The organism is Sideroxydans lithotrophicus ES-1, from assembly GCF_000025705.1.
In the GTDB taxonomy this organism is placed as follows: Bacteria; Pseudomonadota; Gammaproteobacteria; order Burkholderiales; family Gallionellaceae; genus Sideroxyarcus; species Sideroxyarcus lithotrophicus.
The window spans coordinates 36,865-53,702 of the sequence record NC_013959.1; the positions used below are offsets into that span (position 1 = coordinate 36,865).

The 16,838-nt window shown below is 58.1% G+C and carries 15 protein-coding genes; 2 read left to right on the plus strand and 13 right to left on the minus strand.

Annotation, left to right across the window (positions count from 1 at the left end; all coding sequences use genetic code 11):
* Positions 1-127 precede the first annotated feature (127 nt).
* Complete coding sequence (locus SLIT_RS00165; protein ID WP_013028173.1) at positions 128-736, plus strand: DUF2238 domain-containing protein; 609 nt, start codon at positions 128-130, stop codon at positions 734-736.
* 805 nt (positions 737-1,541) lie between these two features.
* On the opposite strand, the gene SLIT_RS15735 is transcribed toward SLIT_RS00165, so the two are convergent.
* From SLIT_RS15735 to SLIT_RS00235, 13 genes are all read right to left on the minus strand, one after another.
* Positions 1,542-1,931 carry a hypothetical protein gene (locus tag SLIT_RS15735; RefSeq protein ID WP_013028174.1) on the minus strand — a complete coding sequence of 130 codons (390 nt, stop codon included), beginning with the start codon at positions 1,929-1,931 and terminating at the stop codon, positions 1,542-1,544.
* 175 nt (positions 1,932-2,106) lie between these two features.
* Entirely contained in the window at positions 2,107-3,366 is a 1,260-nt protein-coding gene (locus SLIT_RS00180) for an AmpG family muropeptide MFS transporter (RefSeq protein ID WP_013028175.1), read from the minus strand.
* Between the two features lie 3 nt (positions 3,367-3,369).
* Complete coding sequence (metW, locus tag SLIT_RS00185) at positions 3,370-3,972, minus strand: methionine biosynthesis protein MetW (protein ID WP_013028176.1); 603 nt, start codon at positions 3,970-3,972, stop codon at positions 3,370-3,372.
* Entirely contained in the window at positions 3,969-5,102 is a 1,134-nt protein-coding gene (gene metX / locus SLIT_RS00190) for a homoserine O-succinyltransferase MetX (RefSeq protein ID WP_013028177.1), read from the minus strand. The genes metW and metX overlap by 4 nt, the downstream gene beginning before the upstream one ends.
* A 204-nt stretch (positions 5,103-5,306) precedes the next feature.
* Complete coding sequence (gene hemB, locus SLIT_RS00195) at positions 5,307-6,308, minus strand: porphobilinogen synthase (RefSeq protein WP_013028178.1); 1,002 nt, start codon at positions 6,306-6,308, stop codon at positions 5,307-5,309.
* Between the two features lie 274 nt (positions 6,309-6,582).
* On the minus strand, positions 6,583-7,197 hold the full coding sequence (gene yihA, locus SLIT_RS00200; protein ID WP_013028179.1) for a ribosome biogenesis GTP-binding protein YihA/YsxC: 615 nt from the start codon (positions 7,195-7,197) through the stop codon (positions 6,583-6,585).
* Positions 7,197-8,480 carry a glutamate-1-semialdehyde 2,1-aminomutase gene (gene hemL / locus SLIT_RS00205; protein ID WP_013028180.1) on the minus strand — a complete coding sequence of 428 codons (1,284 nt, stop codon included), beginning with the start codon at positions 8,478-8,480 and terminating at the stop codon, positions 7,197-7,199. Before hemL ends, yihA begins: the two co-directional genes overlap by 1 nt.
* A gap of 3 nt (positions 8,481-8,483) precedes the next feature.
* A complete protein-coding gene (gene thiE / locus SLIT_RS00210) occupies positions 8,484-9,116 on the minus strand; it encodes a thiamine phosphate synthase (RefSeq protein ID WP_013028181.1) in 633 nt (210 codons plus the stop codon).
* Positions 9,117-9,211: 95 nt separating this feature from the next.
* A complete protein-coding gene (gene thiD, locus SLIT_RS00215; protein WP_013028182.1) occupies positions 9,212-10,051 on the minus strand; it encodes a bifunctional hydroxymethylpyrimidine kinase/phosphomethylpyrimidine kinase in 840 nt (279 codons plus the stop codon).
* 56 nt (positions 10,052-10,107) lie between these two features.
* Entirely contained in the window at positions 10,108-10,881 is a 774-nt protein-coding gene (gene rsmA, locus SLIT_RS00220; protein ID WP_150102905.1) for a 16S rRNA (adenine(1518)-N(6)/adenine(1519)-N(6))-dimethyltransferase RsmA, read from the minus strand.
* Positions 10,882-10,907: 26 nt separating this feature from the next.
* Positions 10,908-11,984 (minus strand): 4-hydroxythreonine-4-phosphate dehydrogenase PdxA, encoded by a 1,077-nt coding sequence (gene pdxA, locus SLIT_RS00225; protein ID WP_013028184.1) that lies wholly within the window; start codon positions 11,982-11,984, stop codon positions 10,908-10,910.
* Positions 11,985-12,042: 58 nt separating this feature from the next.
* Entirely contained in the window at positions 12,043-13,344 is a 1,302-nt protein-coding gene (locus SLIT_RS00230; protein ID WP_013028185.1) for a peptidylprolyl isomerase, read from the minus strand.
* 25 nt (positions 13,345-13,369) lie between these two features.
* On the minus strand, positions 13,370-15,589 hold the full coding sequence (locus SLIT_RS00235) for an LPS-assembly protein LptD (protein WP_013028186.1): 2,220 nt from the start codon (positions 15,587-15,589) through the stop codon (positions 13,370-13,372).
* A 61-nt stretch (positions 15,590-15,650) separates the two neighbouring features.
* Here SLIT_RS00235 and SLIT_RS00240 point away from each other — a divergent pair, with 61 nt between their 5' ends.
* On the plus strand, positions 15,651-16,709 hold the full coding sequence (locus SLIT_RS00240) for an aminoglycoside phosphotransferase family protein (RefSeq protein ID WP_013028187.1): 1,059 nt from the start codon (positions 15,651-15,653) through the stop codon (positions 16,707-16,709).
* Positions 16,710-16,838: the final 129 nt, after the last annotated feature.

Below are 16,838 nucleotides of genomic sequence, written 5' to 3' on the forward strand. Positions count from 1 at the left end.
CCGTCATTCCGGCGCAGGCCGGAATCCAGCGATTATATTTAACATGCCTTTGGTGTTTGTATCTGCTGCGCAGGGATTTCTTGTTTGACTGGATTCCGGCCTGCGCCGGAATGACGAGAAAAGAGATATGAAAAAGCTCAACGAACCGTTAATCCTGCTACTGACCGGCATCCTGCTTCTTGCCATCACCGCCATCCATCCGCACGACTACACCACCTGGTGGATGGAGACTGCTCCCATCTTCATCGCGGTACCCATCCTCGTCGCCACTTATAAGAACTACAGACTCACCCCGCTGGTCTATCACCTGTTGTTCATGCATGCACTCATCCTCATGGTCGGCGGTCACTACACCTATGCTGAGGTTCCGCTGGGCTACTGGATGGAACACTGGTTCGGTTTCATGCGCAACGACTACGACAAGATCGGCCACTTCGCGCAGGGCTTCGTACCAGCCCTGCTGTTCCGCGAACTGTTGCTGCGCAGCTCGCCGCTGCAACGCGGAAAACTGCTGTTCACGCTGGTGACCGCCAGTTGCCTTGCAGTCAGCGCCAGCTATGAGCTTATCGAATGGGCGGCGGCAGTGACGATGGGGCAAGGTGCGGATGCTTTCCTCGGCACACAGGGCGATCCGTGGGATACGCAGACGGATATGTTGATGGCGTTGATCGGGGCGGTGGTGGCGCAGATGGCGTTGGGGAGGTTGCAAGATAAGCAGCTTGAACGTCGTTCGTGATGAATTACCAGTCCGTTCGTGCTGAGCCTGTCGAAGCATGAATGTTCCGCAAACCAACACCGTCGGGGGTAGCCCGACAGCTAGTCACTTTCTTTTGCTTCGCCAAAAGAAAGTAACCCAAGAAAAGGCGACCCCAATTCGCCACCTCTTCGAGGTTCCCTGCGTTGCTCGACTGGTCAGGCGGCTGCGGAACTCGCGCTTCGCGCTCAAACAGTCCTCGCCGACTACCCCTGTCCAGTTTGCGCTACTCGGTGGCGAATGAGGGGAAAGAAAAGCAAAAAGAAGGGTGAGCACTTTGTGCCCACCTTAACGTGCAGCTAAGGGGCGCGCCGAAGGCGCGTCCCAGCGACCGGAGGGAGCGAACTTGAGCGCAGGGTTAGAACTTTTTGCATTACAACATGTAAGCATCGATTATCTCCTCACCATCAACCATGCAACGCTCTGCACTGAATTCAGTGCCACACACCTTGCATATGAGTTGCTCAGGGATAGGTGCTAGATTCCTGATGCCGCCTTCACGCTCAACCGCAGAAGAAAGCAATTGGTCTAGAGTTTTGCCCAAATAGTGAATCTGACCAAGATCAACCCTATAAATACTCTGTGTGCTCTGCCCTAAGTAAGTTGCAAAGTCACCACCGGGGCCACTCTCAAACATGCGGAATTCTGTTGGCAACCCACACTTAGTGCAATTCGCATGGCAAATCGAAATTGGCAGGCGATTGGGTTTCATAAGTTCTAACGTATAGCTAAGGGGCGCGCCGAAGGCGCGTCCCAGCGACCGGAGGGAGCGAACTTGAGCGTAAGGTTAGCCGACAGTAATGTAGTTTGCATCAAGTTCTTTCCACTCAACAAATGATGGGAACACTTGCCCTGCGGCAAATGCAAAGAATATCTCAGTGATTTGTCTGATAAGGAACCACTCGTTCTGGGCCAGTGCAATTTGGTTGCCAGTGAAACTGATGATTGTGCCGTCTGGGAATGGCACCACCGGTGAGTTTTGCTTTGCGCGAAAATGTTTGCCTTGAAGATTCTGGTACTCGAGCATGAAGAGCCCTGGCCCGCCACCAACTTGAACATATGACCCGTCCGAAGCCGTAATTGACGCAAAGGACGATTTGGTGAGCGACAGAGCGCGACTGATTTGCTTTTCAGTTGGAGAGTGAATTGGTTTACAACCTGATCGTTCGAGCTGCATGGCAAATGGCGGCTAACGTAAAGTAGACACCGACAAAGGTGTATATCCTGTAAAACTGTGGTGTATAAGCTGGCGCATTTTCGGTAATTCTCTGTATTGATTAAGCGTAAATTATTTAACACACCTAATGTAATAAACAGATACACCGCAAAATCACTGATGGGTATTGCGGAAATCAGTCCTGCGCAGTCTGATGCAATTGATTCCACGGCGCAACCTTAAGCAACAGCAACATCCCCGGCACCGCCAGCAGCGCACACAGAAAGAAGAAATTCGTCCACCCCATCGTCTCCACCAGCCACCCCGTTGCCGCATTGGCGAAGGTGCGCGGCATCGCCATCAGGCTGGTGAACAGGGCGAACTGCGTGGCGGTGTAAGCCGGGTGGGTGGTGTGCGCCATGAAGGCGACGTAAGCCACCGTGCCCAGCCCGACACCCAAGGCTTCGATGCCGATGACCAGCGCCAACTGGGCGCGCTCGATCGCGGTGATCTCGGTGTGATGACCGACCGAGGCCAGCCACGCAAAGCCGAAGATGGAGACGATCTGCACCACGCCGAACAGCCACAGCGCGCGGTTGATGCCGATCTTGATCATCCACAAACCGCCGAGCAGGCCGCCGATGATGGAGGGCCACAGCCCGGCATTCTTGGCGATGAGGCCGATGTCGGACTTGGAGAAACCCATGTCGAGATAGAACGGCGTCGCCAGCGCGGTGCACATGCTGTCGCCGAGCTTATAGAACAGCAGGAAGGCGAGGATGAGCAGCGCGCTCTTCCATCCCTGGCGCGTGATGAACTCGTGGAATGGCTCGACCACCGCTTCGCGCAAGGTCCGGGGTGGGGAGGCGCGATGCGGCTCGTTCACCATCAGGGTCATCGCCATGCCGGGCAGCATGAACAGTGCGGTGATGATGAACACCCAGTTCCAGGCCATGTGGTCAGCGAGGATGAGCGACAGCGAGCCGGGCACCAACCCGGCGATGCGATAGGCGTTGACGTGGATCGCATTGCCCAGCCCCAGCTCGGCATCGCTCAGCAGTTCGCGCCGGTAGGCATCGACCGCGATGTCCTGTGTGGCGGAAAGGAAGGCGAGCAAGGTACAGAACACGACGATGGAGGTCATCTCGGTCTGTGGTGAAAATCCGCCGAGCATGGCGATCACCAGCAACAGACCGACTTGCGACAGCAGCATCCAGCCACGCCTGCGGCCCAGCACCGGCAACACATAGCGATCCAGCAACGGCGACCAGACGAATTTCCAGGTGTAGGGAAACTGGATCAGCGCAAACAGGCCGATGGTCTTGAGATCGACCTGCTCGCTGCGCAGCCAGGCGGGAACGAGATTGAACAGCAGGAACAGCGGCAGGCCGGAAGCGAAACCCGTGAATACGCAAATGAGCATGCGCTTGGTGAAGAGCTGCTCCCAGACGGTCATGGATCAGGCGTCGCGCCGGAACCGATAGACTGCCGTGCTGCCCAGCAGGTTCGGTAACACATGCACATCGTTGCCGTTCACCATCACATGCCGGCCGAGGATGCGTATCTGCTGATGTGCGCAAAGTATCTCGAAATCGTCCAGTGTGCACAGGTGCACGTTCGGCGTGTCGTACCATTGATAAGGCAGCTCGTCCGACACCGGCATGTTGCCCGTCAGTACCTGCAGACGGTTCTTCCAGTAACCGAAGTTGGGAAAGCTGACGATGCCCTCGCGCCCGACGCGCACGATCTGGTTCATCAGGGCTTCGGTGTGGCGTGTCGCCTGCAGGGTCTGCGACAGGATGACGAAGTCGAAAGACCCGTCTTCAAAATCGGCGATGCCGGATTCCAGATCGCTCTGGATCACGTTCACATCGTTGGCGATACAGGCAGCGATGTTCGCGTCGCTGATCTCTACACCATAGCCGCGTACCTGCTTGGTTTCACGCAGATAACGCAAAAGGCTGCCGTCGCCGCAACCGAGGTCGAGCACGGAAGAGCCTTGCGGTATCCACGCCGCGATGGCGGCAAAGTCGGGACGCGACTGGATGATGGAATTGCTCATGCCGCACTTTCCCAGGCGACGTTATCGAGATAATTGCGCATGACCGCGAAATACTGCTCGTCCTGCATCAGGAAGGAATCGTGGCCGTGCTGCGAAGTGATCTCCGCGTAACTCACATCGCGCTTGTTGTGCAGCAGCGCATGCACGATCTCGCGCGAACGCTCCGGCGAGAAGCGCCAGTCGGTCGTGAAAGACACGACAAGGAATTTGGCCTTGGCAGCTGCGAAGGCATGATTCAGGTCACCGTCGAGTTCGCGCGCCGGGTCGAAATAATCCAGCGCCTTGGTCATCAGCAGGTAAGTGTTCGCGTCGAAATACGCGGCGAACTTGTCGCCCTGGTAGCGCAGGTAGGATTCGATCTGGAATTCGATGTCGTAGCTGAAATTTAATTTACCCGTGCGCAATTCGCGCCCGAACTTGTCCGCCATGGCATCGTCGGAAAGATAGGTGATGTGCCCAAGCATGCGCGCCAGGCGCAGGCCGCGTGTAGGCACCACGCCATGCTGGTAGAAATCGCCGTTATGGAAATCCGGGTCGGTGAGGATCGCATTGCGCGCCACGTCGTTGAATGCGATGTTCTGCGCCGTAAGATGCGGTGCGGTGGCGATGGCCAGCACATGTCGCACGCGATCCGGATAGGCCAGTGCCCATTGCATGGCCTGCATGCCACCCAGGCTGCCGCCGACCACTGCGGCGAACCGGTAGACGCCGAGATGGTCGGCGAGACGGGCCTGCGACTCCACCCAGTCTTCCACCGTGACCACCGGGAAACTCGCACCATATGGCTTGCCGGTCTGCGGATCGATACTGGAAGGACCGGTCGAGCCATGGCAGCCGCCAAGGTTGTTCAACCCGACGACAAAGAATTTGTTGGTGTCTATCGGTTTGCCGGGTCCCACCATGTTGTCCCACCAGCCGAGGCTCTTTTCATCGCCGGCGTAGTAGCCAGCGACATGGTGATTGCCGGACAAGGCGTGACAGATCAGGATGGCGTTGCTGCGCTCTGCGTTCAGCGTGCCATAGGTCTCATATACCAGTTCATAACGCGGCAATACTGCTCCGCTCCTGAAGGAGAGAGGTTTGTCAAAAACCGCGCGTTGCGCTGTAACGATGCCAACCGAGATGCTCAAGAAGACTCCAAAAGAAAAACCCGCACAGCTTGGGCTAGAGCGGGTCCTCTCGCTTTAGCTGGAATGTTTTACGTGCCCCGCAAGCTGATTCAAATCGGCACGAATCGAAGTGTCTGTGTTTTGGTGGGGCGTGTCAACCCTCGCGGCAATGCGGTGTTCGGGATGAAGGCTGCGCCAAATAAAACCTGTGACACCGATTGCGCGCTATTTTTTCAACCAGCGGGCCGCATCCAGCGCAAAGTAAGTGAGTATCCCGTCCGCCCCTGCGCGCTTGAATGCCAGCAGTGCTTCCAGTACGCAGGCTTCCTCGTTCAGCCAGCCGTTCTGTGCGGCGGCCTTGAGCATGGCGTATTCGCCGCTCACCTGATAGACGAAGGTCGGTGCCTTGAATTCGTCTTTCACGCGACGCACGATGTCGAGGTAAGGCATGCCGGGTTTCACCATCACCATATCGGCGCCTTCCTGCAGGTCGAGGCCGACTTCCCATAGTGCCTCGTCTGAATTGGCGGGATCCATCTGGTAGGTGTACTTGTTGCCCTTGCCCAGATTGCCGCTGGAGCCGACGGCATCGCGGAACGGGCCATAGAAGCTGGAAGCGTATTTGGCCGAGTAGGCCATGATGCGGGTATAGATGCGATCATGTTCATCCAGTGCTGCTCGCACTGCCCCGATGCGTCCATCCATCATGTCGGACGGAGCAACGATATCCGCTCCGGCAGCCGCATGGGTCTGTGCCTGTTTGCTCAGTACAGCCACCGTTGCGTCGTTGAGCACGTAGCCGCTGTCATCGATCAATCCATCCTGCCCATGGGTGGTGTAGGGATCGAGTGCGACATCGGTCATCACGCCCAATTCGGGAAAGTTCTTTTTCAGGGCGGCAACTACACGCGGCACAAGGCCGTCCGGGTTGTAGGCTTCGCAGGCATCAAGGCTTTTCAAGGGCGTGTCGATCACCGGGAAGATCGCCATGACCGGGATACCCAGTTTTACGCACTGTTCGGCATCCTTGAGCAGCAGATCCAGGGTCTTGCGTTGCACTCCCGGCATGGACTTCACGTCCTCGACCTTATTGTTGCCTTCCAGCACGAACACAGGATAGATGAAGTCGGACGGAGTGAGTATGTGCTCTCGCATCAGGTCGCGTGAAAATGCGTCGCGGCGCATACGGCGCATTCTGGATTGGGGGTATTGACCGAGTGTTTGCATGGATATTCCTAAAATTTTACATATCGCTGGAACTATTTTCGCATAGTCCCGTCTGAATCAGTGAGCGGCGTAAGTTGCTTCCCGTTTCTCCTCCCTGAGCGGGTGTCTTTACCCTGTAAAGACCTTCTGCCCCTGACCTCCCCCTTTGGTTCAGGGGCATTTTTTTACCCATAAAATCCAAATGGCGTCGCCATACGGCGTTGCCCTCGGAAAACCTTGCTTGCATACTTAATGTATGCGGCGCGGCGGTTTTCCTGCGGGCGCCTTGTCTGGCTTAGCCATTTGAATTTTCTGTATCAGCTGAGAACCAACCCGCGATCATCGCTTCCGCTTCATCCATGCCCGCCTTCTTCAAGCTGGAAAACAACTGCGCAGTGCACTGCGGGAAATGCTCTGCCAGGAATTCCTTCACATCGCGCAGGGTTTGCGTGGATTGCTGGCGGCTCAGCTTGTCGGATTTGGTCAGCAGGATGTGGATAGGTTTCCCGGTCGGAGCGAACCAGCCCAGCATGCCTTGATCGCGTTCGGTCAGGGGATGCCGCGCATCCATGATGACGACCAGACCGCACAACTCTTCGCGCGTTTGCAGGTACTCGCTGAGCAGGTGCTCCCAGTGTGCCTGCACATCGGGCGGCACTTTGGCGTAGCCATAGCCGGGCAGGTCGACCAGATAGTTGTTGTTACCTAGTGAAAAATAATTCAGGTGTTGCGTGCGTCCCGGTGTCTTGCTGGTGAAAGCCAGTCGCGTGTGGTTAGCCAGCGTGTTGATGGCACTCGACTTGCCCGCGTTGGAGCGGCCGACGAATGCGACTTCCTTGCCACCGTGCAGCGGCAAGTCTTTCATGTGATTGACGGTGGTGTAGAACGCCGCTTGCGAGAACAGTCCCATCACTTCCAGGCCGCGAAGATCTTGTCGGCAGCGGCAATGGTTGCCGCGATGTCGGCTTCCGTATGCGCCGCAGAGACGAAGCCCGCCTCGAACGCGGACGGCGCCAGATAAACACCTTCGGCCAACATGGCGTGGAAGAAGCGGTTGAATGCGGCCTTGTCGCTCGCCATCACCTCGGCATAAGAGGTCGGAACGTTGGCGCTGAAATACAGGCCGAACATGCTGCCGATGGATTGCGCGCTAAACGGTATGCCGTGTTTCTTTGCACTTGCGCTGATGCCTTCGGTCATCTGCTTGGCGAGTTGCGTGAGGCGTTCGTAGAAACCGGGCGCCTGCACCAGCTTCAGTGTGGTCAGGCCCGCGGCCACTGCCACCGGATTGCCGGACAGTGTACCGGCCTGATACACGGCGCCCAGCGGGGCGAGGCATTGCATGATGTCGCGGCGACCGCCGAATGCAGCGGCAGGCAGACCGCCGCCCATCACCTTGCCCAGCGTGATCAGATCCGGCTTGATGCCGTAATGGCCGTGCGCACCCTGCAGACCGACACGGAAACCGGACATCACCTCGTCCAGGATCAGCACCGTGCCGTGCTTGGTGCAAAGCCTGCGCATCGCATCGAGGAACTCGCGCTTCGGCAGGATCAGGTTCATGTTGCCGGCAACCGGCTCGACGATCACGGCAGCGATCTCATCGCCGTATTCGGCAAAGGCCTTTTCCAGACCCACTGCATCGTTGTAATCCAGTACCGTCGTTAGCGCTGCGATCTCGGCGGGTACGCCGGAAGAGCTCGGCTGTCCGAACGTCAGCGCGCCGGAACCGGCCTTGACCAGCAGGCCGTCGGAATGGCCGTGGTAGCAGCCTTCGAATTTGATGATGCGCGAACGCCCCGTGAAGCCGCGCGCCAGACGGATCGCGGTCATCGTCGCCTCGGTGCCGGAGCTGACCAGGCGCACCATTTCCAGGGATGGCAAGATCTTGCATAGCGTCTCGGCAATCTCGAGTTCGGCGGCAGTCGGTGCGCCGAAGCCAAGACCCTCTGCGGCAGCGGCCTGCACCGCTTTCACCACTTCGGGATGGCAGTGGCCGACGATCATCGGGCCCCACGAATTCACGTAATCGATATAACGCTTGTCGTCCGCATCCCATACATAGGCACCCTTGCCGCGCTTGAAGAACAGCGGCGTGCCGCCCACCGACTTGAACGCGCGCACCGGCGAATTCACGCCGCCGGGGATGATTTGCTGGGATTGTTCGAACAGTTCCTGATTATGCGATGTCATTGCCTATGTCCTGCTGAAAAGAGTTGAAAATCCATGTGCGCTGGCTTCGATGTCCGGTGCATTCCACAACGCGGAAATCACCGCCACCGCATCGGCCCCCGCTTCGATCAAGGTGGCCGCGTTCTGCTGCGTGATACCGCCAATGGCCACGATAGGAACATTGAGTTCCTTGCGCGCCGACCGCAGCAACGCTACGTCTGCTTGCACCGCCTCGGGTTTCACGCTGGACGAGAAAAATGCGCCGAACGCCACATAATCCGCGCCCAGCCGCACCGCTTCATGCGCCAGCGGGAAGCGATTATAGCAAGACACGCCCACAATCCTTGAGTCGCCCAGCAGCGCCCGTGCTGCAACCACGCTGCCGTCCTCGCCGCCCAGATGCACGCCGTCGGCATCCACCTGGGCCGCCAATCCAGCGTCGTCGTTGACGATGAAAATGGCACCGAATTCGCGTGTCAACTGGCGTAACGCATGCGCCTGAGCCAGTTTCAGCGCAGTATCGGCAGCCTTGTTGCGGTACTGCAGCACATGTGCGCCGCCGCGCAAGGCCAGTCGCACGCTCCGCAACAACTCGTCTGTATCCAGAATATCCGGCGTGATGGCGTACAAGCCGGTGATGTGTTGATGCTGCTTCAAACTGCTCTCCGAATAACACCCGTCACTGAGCGTGTGTTGTCGGGGCTTTAGCCCCATACAACCACGGCCTACCCCTTGCGGGCGCAATCCTGCTATTAGTGCCGGGTTTCGCTTTCTTCATCCGCTTCTTCGTCGCGCGCCCAGAACAGGCGGTCCGGAATATGTTGTCCCATGCCCGGGCGGAAGCCGTATTTCAAGGCCTCCCAGGTGTATTCCTGTGCTTCGCGCACCGCATCTTCCATGGACAATCCGTTTGCCAATAGCGCAGCGATGGCGGAGGCCAGGGTGCAGCCGGAACCGTGATAGATGCCGGGCAGGCGCGGCCAACTGTCGCTACGCAGCAAGCCGCGCTCGCCGTACAGATTGTTGACCACCTTGGGGGTGTGTTCATGCGTGCCGGTGATCAACACATATTCGCAGCCCAGTCTCAGGATGCGCTTGGCGCATTCCGACAGCTCGGGGTCGTCGCCTTCATTTTCTTCGTCCACGATCAGCCGGCGCGCTTCCATGCTGTTCGGTGTCAGGATGGTGGTCTGCGGCAACAACAGTTCGCGCATCGCGTCCAGCATGTCTTCGTTGGCCAGTTCGTCGCCGCGACCTGAGGCCAGCACTGGATCGAACACAAGCGGGATATCCGGGTAATCGGAGATCACTTCGGCGATGACAGCGATGTTCTCAATGCTTCCCAGCAAACCGATCTTGAATGCCGCAACCGGCATGTCCTCCAGCACCGCGCGCGCCTGATCGGCCACCCAGTCCGAATCCACCGGCTGAACATCGTCCACACCGCTGGTGTCCTGCACGGTGATGGCGGTGACCACGGACAGCGGATGGCAACCCATGCTGGCGATGGTCAGGATGTCGGCTTGCATGCCCGCTCCGCAACTGGGATCGGTGGCGGCGAAGGTGAGGACGATGGGTGGGATGTCGGACATGATAGGGCGCCGCTCGGCTTTGGTCTTGTGAGGTGTGATTCTAACCGAAACCAGGCTTATGCGTGCCCACTCAAGTGGTTGGCGATGAGGGCGAATTCCGGTACGCCAAGGTTTTCGGCGCGCAGTTGAGGGTCGATACCAAGTTGCAGTAAATCGGCTTCCGGCAGATAGTTCTTGAGCGTGTTGCGCAGGGTCTTGCGCCGTTGCCCGAACGCGGCCGACACCACTTTGGCGAACAATGCTTCATCTTTCACACAGATCTCGCCGGCAGGAATCGGAATCATGCGCACGATGGCCGAATCAACTTTGGGTGCTGGGCGGAACGATTGCGGCGGTACATCTATCAGCTTTTCCATATGGAAGCGGTATTGCAACATCACCGACAGTCGACCGTATTCCGGCGTGGAGGGAGCTGCCACCATGCGTTCGACCACTTCGTTCTGCAGCATGAAATGCATATCGGTGATGCGTGCCGCATAGTCGGCGAAGTGAAACAGCAGCGGGGAAGAGATGTTGTACGGCAAGTTGCCGACGATGCGCAGCGGCGCGGCCAGCGTCGCGAAATCGAACTTCAAGGCATCGCCTTCGTGGATCACGATCTTGTCCTGCGGATAGTCGGTCTTCAGGCGCGCGATGATGTCGCGGTCGATCTCCACTACATGCAGGATGTTCAAATGTTTCAGCAACGGGCGCGTCAACGCGCCCAGGCCGGGCCCGATCTCCACCATGTTGTCATCGGCCTCTGGGCGGATGGCACGGACGATGTCGGCGATGATGTTCTGATCGACGAGGAAATTTTGCCCAAAACGCTTTTTGGCTTCATGACCCATTTCAATGATCCAAAAAGGCATTAGCCTTATGTCCGTTCATTGCGCACCATTTCCATTGCGACCTTGATCGCTTCCAGCAGGCTGCCGACCTCGGCCTTGCCGGTCCCTGCCAGTTCCAGCGCCGTGCCGTGGTCGACCGAAGTGCGGATGATGGGCAGGCCCAGTGTGATGTTCACCCCTCCGCCGAAGCTGGCGTGTTTCAACACCGGTAGCCCCTGGTCGTGGTACATCGTCAGCACGGCATCGCAGTCGCGCAAACGATGTGCCGCGAACAGGGTGTCGGCAGGCAACGGGGGGCTCACGTTGAAACCCTCGGCACGCAGTTTATCAAGCACGGGAATCATCACGTCGATCTCTTCGCGCCCGAGATGGCCGCTTTCTCCGGCATGAGGGTTCAACCCTGCCACCAGGATGCGCGGCCTTGCGATACCGAAACGGCGCTGCAGGTCGCGCTGCATGATGCGCAACACGTTTTCCAGCAGCGGCGCAGTGATGGCGTCCGCCACTTCGCGCAACGGCAGGTGGGTCGTCGCCAAGGCCACGCGCATCACAAATTCATTTTCGGAGGAGGCTGCCAAGGCTGTGTCTGTGATGCGTTGCGCGGGCTCCCGCACCGAATGCTGCGCATCACCGTGTCGCCCGCGCATCCCTCTTCCGACCAGCATCATCACCACAAGAGGCGTATGTGTCTGCTCGGCGAGGAATTCGGTGTGTCCGGTGAAAGGAATGCCGGCATCGTTGATGATGCCCTTGTGCACGGGCGCAGTGACCATGCCGGAGAACTCACCCGACAGACAGCCCTGCACTGCACGCCGCAGTGTCTCCAGCACGTAAGGGCTGTTCGCGGAATCGAGTTTCCCGGCCTGCGCCGGACGATGTAAGGGGACATGCAGCACGCTCAGCTTGCCATTTTCAAGCGGCCTGTCAGCTGCGTAGTCATGCAGCCGAACGCCGGTGCCGAGCAGTGCGGCGCGATGCAGCAAGAGCGACTTGTCGGCGATCACCACCAGCGGCTGGTCATGTCCGGCCAGCTGCAGGCAAAGATCGGGGCCTATCCCTGCAGGTTCGCCAGCGGTTATAACGAGCGGTGCTAACACGGTCATTCCCCCATCCTAACCCTCCCCCAGAGGGAGAGGGGACGACCGTATCGCTTCGCGATGCTCATTTATTATCGTGATATTCGACGAATGCGCGGTCGCGCAATTGGCGCAACCAATCCTGGAAAGCCTCGTCCGATTTGACAGTGCGGATGGCATTGCGCGCGCGCTGGCGCTTCTGCTCGACACTGACATCGGTATTGCGGCGTTCCAGCACCTGGATCAGATGCCAGCCGAAGCCGGTCTGCACCAGGCCGCTGACTTGTCCCACCTTCAATGCATTCATTGCGCTTTCGAACTCAGGCACCGTCTCACCCGGGGAGAGCCACCCCAGATCGCCACCCTGGGGAGCGCTGCCGTCTTCGGAATATAGCCGCGCCTGTTCCGCAAAACTGGCACCCTTGTCGATGCGCTGCTTGATCTCCTGCAAGCGGCTCTTAGCTTCGCTGTCGGTAACCAGTTCGCTGGTCTTGATCAGGATATGGCGCGCATGGGTCTGGGTGATGACAACGGGCGCATCGTTGCTGCGGCGATCGAGCAGCTTGATGATGTGGAAGCCGCTCGGGCTGCGCAACACGTCACTGAGGTCGCCCGGTTTCATCTTTTGCAGCGCTTCGGCAAACAGTGGCGGCAAACGGTCGGCCGGACGCCAGCCCAACTCGCCACCCTTGAGCGCATCCTGGGCATCCGAGTAACCTGCAGCAACCTGTGCGAACGGCGCGCCTGCGCGCAATTTGGCCAGAGCCTGTTCGGCGCGATCGCGATAGCTCTGGATCTTGTCCGCAGTTGCCTGTTCCGGCACGACCACGAGGATGTGGGAGAGTTGCAACTCTTCGCCCTTGCCTTCCTGATGGGCCTGATTGTTCAGGTAGTTGTCGATGTCGTTCTCGCTGATGACCAGCTTGCTGTCCACTTCGCGTTCGCGCAAGCGAACTGCGATGATCTCGTTGCGTATCTCTTCGCGAAACTCGTTGTAGTCCGTTCCGTCCCGCGTCAACTTGGCCCGGAAAGCCGCAACATCCGGGAATTTGTTCTGCTGCGCGATGCGCAATATGGTCTTGTCCAGTTGCCCGTCGTCGATGCGCAAGCCGCTCTCCTTGGCATACTGGGCCAGCAACATTTCGGTGATCATGCGCTCGAGTACCTGCCTTTCCAGGATGCTTTTCTCAGGGAGCGCGGTCTTCTGGCGCTGCAGCATCTTCGTCACGCTGGCGACCCGGTTTTCCAGTTCGCGGTGGGTGATGACATCGTCGTTCACGATGACATCGATGCGGTCGAGTGAGGTGGCCTGCTTTTGTGATTCTGCTGCGGAGGCAACGGTTGCAAACACAATCAGGAAAAGGGCGAATATCTTTTTGCTTGGCATTTTCTCTTTCGGTTATCGGTCTAAATCAGCGCTGGCCTTGTGCAGGTTGCTCGGCGGGCAAACTGTTCATTTTTGTGTAACCGGGCACGCTGAGACGCAGGGCATCCAGCGGGTCTGAACCGATACGAACCAGATCGTTCAATTCCAGTTGCAGGAACATGCCGGTTGAACGCACGTTCGTGGCGGTGGTGATGCTTTGTGCCACGAACCGCATCGTCCAGCATGCCTGATTATACTCAACCCCCGCCAGCGACTCCACCGCGCGTTTGTCCTGCAGCGAATAACTCAGACGGGCTACGCCCTGCCAGCGGCCAAACAAGGGCCATTGAGAGGAGACGTCCGCCTGATGCAGGGTGTTGCGCGTGAAGCGGTAACCGAGATTCAATAGCTTGCCCGCTTCGGGCTTGTAGCGTGCAGTCACGTTATAGGCCTCGGTGTGTGTCTGATTGGGGTTGTACTGGACCAGGCTGTCCAGATTCCAGGCATTGCTCAGTTTACCGCCCAGGCCCAGCAGGATGTCTGAGCGGTTGGTATTGTCAGCCGGGGTGACCAGGTTCACCTGGGGGGCCTTGAAACTGAAGCGTTCCCCCAGCATCACCCGCAAACGTTCGGTGCCGCCTTCGTTGTCGATCATGCGCGAAGTCAAAGCCAGCGTCGCCATGTTGGCGTCGCCTATCCGGTCGCTGCCAAAGAAGCGGTTCTCGGAGAATATCTGGCCGAAGTTGAACGGAGCCTGTGCCGAATCGAACACAGGCAGCATGCTCTGGTCCTTATAAGGGATATACACGTAGTAAAGCCGGGGCTCCAGCGTTTGCACATAATCGCCGCCAAGGAAAGACGTCAAATCACGCTCAAAAGCCATGCCGCTGTCCACGCTGAAGATCGGCAGGGTTCGCGTGGCATCGGGAATGGCAGTCGTGTTGTTCGCTCCCATTCGATACTGGGTGTAATGCATGCCCAGCTTGGGCGTCAGGTAATAGCCGAGATCGTTCAGCAGCGGATAGCTCACCGAGGGGTTCAGCACCAGGCGCTGGCCGTTGACCAGGGTGTCATGGCGAAAATCGACATATTCGCTGGTGAAATTGACATTCGCGTCCGCCATGGTCTGCTGACCAGTCAGAAGAACCTGGGGTTGGCGCCGGTACGGGACCACCACGGGCGAGAGTGGATCCTGCAAGGTCTGGAAACGCTGGACTTTTGCCAGGGCCGTCCACGATCCTGCGCCATAAGAGAGGGTGCCATCCCGCAACAGATTGAGCTGCGAAGTGCCGCTCACCGTGGTAGCCAGATCGCGGAAATAGGCATCATCCGACACTCGATTGAGATTCAGGGCAAGCCCGAAACCGGCGCCCAGGTTCTGGGCGTGTTGCAACGCCAGATACGAGCGGGAAGTGTTGCTCACACGATCGCCCGATAGTATTTCATAGCGCGCTACCCCGGTGTAACTTGGTTCCAGATAGCGGAACTCGTTGTTGAATTGCGTTCCGCGTTTTGAAATCACTCGCGGCGAGATCGTCGCGTCGAAATTAGGAGAGATGTTCCAGTAGTATGGCAGGGTGAATTCAGAACCGCCTGTATTGGTGCTGCCGAAAGTGGGCCCAAGAAAACCGGAACGCCGGTCATCGTTCAGCGGGAAGTCCATCCACGGTGTATAGAGTATCGGCACGCCTTTGAAATCGATACGCGCATTATGTGCCACACCGACTTGCGTGGCACGATCGAGATCCAGGCGGCTTACCCGCAACAGCCAATCGTCATTTCCTGCCGGACAGGTGGTGTAGGTCGCATCGTCGAAGGTGTAATTCTTCTTGCCTTCGATGTGCAGGGTTTCTGCCGCGCCGCGCGAATGGTTTTCGCTGAAAGTGAATTGCGGCTGAACCATCTCGCCGACATCGGTATCCAGATTCAGTTTCAACACCGGCCCGGTGACTACGAACCCGGTCTGTTCGATGCGTACCGCCCCTTCGGCCAACACATCCTTGCTTTCCTGTCCGTAGACCAGGTGTGCGGCGTTGATCACCTGGCCGTTCTGGCGTAGTTCAACGTTGCCGCTTGCTTCGAGCTGCTCGCCCTTCTTGGCTTCGACGTGTTGCGCATTGATAAAGGCGGCGGTTCCTTCGGAAGCTCCCGTATGTCTTTTGATGGCAGGGTCCAGCTTCAACGGCAACCCTGCGTCTTCGGCATGGCTGAACAGCGGAAACGTTCCAAGCAGAAGGATCAAAACGGAGGGGAAGCGAAAAGGCATGGTGCGGGGGCGAATAAATTAAGGTGCTAAAATCGCACAAAACCATCATTAAGGCAATCAAATGCAACGTCAAAAACAGCTTACCGACTGGCTTTCCAGCTTGTATCCGAACGAAACCTTCACGATTGCCCCCGCTTCTGCCGACGCGAGTTTCCGCCGCTACTTTCGCGCCACCTTTGCCGATGGAAGCACTAAAGTCATCATGGACGCACCCCCGCAGCACGAAGACTGTCGGCCATTCCTGCATGTGGGGAAGCTGTTCGAAGAGGCGGGCACGCATGTGCCGCATGTCCACGCGCAGGATCTGGCGCAGGGTTTCCTTTTGCTGTCCGACCTTGGCAACACCACCTACCTGCAGGCTTTGGCGGCAGATGACGCTACCCGGCTCTATGGCGCCGCAACCGATGCTCTCATCAAGATCCAGCTAGCCTCGAAAGAGAAAGAACTTCCGCCCTATGACGAAGCGCTGCTGCGCCGTGAGTTGAACCTGTTCCCCGAGTGGTATGTCGCCAGACATCTGGGCGTGACGCTCAGCGACAAACAGCAAGCCAAACTGGAAGAAGTGTTCAAGCGCATCCTTGCCAACAACCTCGCCCAGCCTTGCGTCTACGTGCATCGCGACTATCATTCGCGCAACCTGATGTATATCGAATCCCCTCTCCCCAACCCTCTCCCGCAAGCGGGCGAAGGAGCGAACGAGAAAGGCAATTTTCAATCTTCGCCGGGAATATTGGATTTCCAGGACGCTGTCTACGGCCCGATCACCTACGATCTTGCCTCGCTGTTCAAGGATGCCTATATCCACTGGGAAGAGGAGCAGATCATGGACTGGCTCATCCGTTACTGGGAAAAAGCACGCAAAGCCGGATTGCCGGTACGCGAAGATTTCGGCGAGTTCTACCGCGACTACGAAATGATGGGCGTGCAGCGGCATATCAAAGTGCTGGGTATCTTTGCGCGGCTGTACCACCGCGACGGCAAGGACGGCTACCTGAAAGACATGCCGCTGGTGATGGACTATCTGCGCCGTGCCTGCGAGCGCTACATCGACCTCAAGCCGTTGCTGGTCCTGCTGATGGAACTTGAGATGCACGCGCAGCAAACGGGGGCATCCATTTGAGCATGCGGTGCACGCTCCCTCTCCCCAACCACACCCGCGAGAGGTACGCCGGTGGGTACCCCGTTGCTGCGCAGCGACCCCTCCGCAGTCTCCCACCGGCGGGCGAGGGGGCAATCGTGAAAGCCAATT

Coding starts and splice junctions, on each gene's coding strand:
- SLIT_RS00180 (WP_013028175.1), bottom strand. CDS start 3,366: ATGACCGTCTGGGAGCAGCTCTTCACCAAGCGCATGCTCATTTGCGTA.
- SLIT_RS00235 (WP_013028186.1), bottom strand. CDS start 15,589: ATGCCTTTTCGCTTCCCCTCCGTTTTGATCCTTCTGCTTGGAACGTTT.
- SLIT_RS00240 (WP_013028187.1), top strand. CDS start 15,651: ATGCAACGTCAAAAACAGCTTACCGACTGGCTTTCCAGCTTGTATCCG.
- rsmA (WP_150102905.1), bottom strand. CDS start 10,881: ATGGGTCATGAAGCCAAAAAGCGTTTTGGGCAAAATTTCCTCGTCGAT.
- pdxA (WP_013028184.1), bottom strand. CDS start 11,984: ATGACCGTGTTAGCACCGCTCGTTATAACCGCTGGCGAACCTGCAGGG.
- SLIT_RS15735 (WP_013028174.1), bottom strand. CDS start 1,931: ATGCAGCTCGAACGATCAGGTTGTAAACCAATTCACTCTCCAACTGAA.
- thiD (WP_013028182.1), bottom strand. CDS start 10,051: ATGTCCGACATCCCACCCATCGTCCTCACCTTCGCCGCCACCGATCCC.
- yihA (WP_013028179.1), bottom strand. CDS start 7,197: ATGGGACTGTTCTCGCAAGCGGCGTTCTACACCACCGTCAATCACATG.
- hemL (WP_013028180.1), bottom strand. CDS start 8,480: ATGACATCGCATAATCAGGAACTGTTCGAACAATCCCAGCAAATCATC.
- SLIT_RS00230 (WP_013028185.1), bottom strand. CDS start 13,344: ATGCCAAGCAAAAAGATATTCGCCCTTTTCCTGATTGTGTTTGCAACC.
- hemB (WP_013028178.1), bottom strand. CDS start 6,308: ATGCAAACACTCGGTCAATACCCCCAATCCAGAATGCGCCGTATGCGC.
- SLIT_RS00165 (WP_013028173.1), top strand. CDS start 128: ATGAAAAAGCTCAACGAACCGTTAATCCTGCTACTGACCGGCATCCTG.
- metW (WP_013028176.1), bottom strand. CDS start 3,972: ATGAGCAATTCCATCATCCAGTCGCGTCCCGACTTTGCCGCCATCGCG.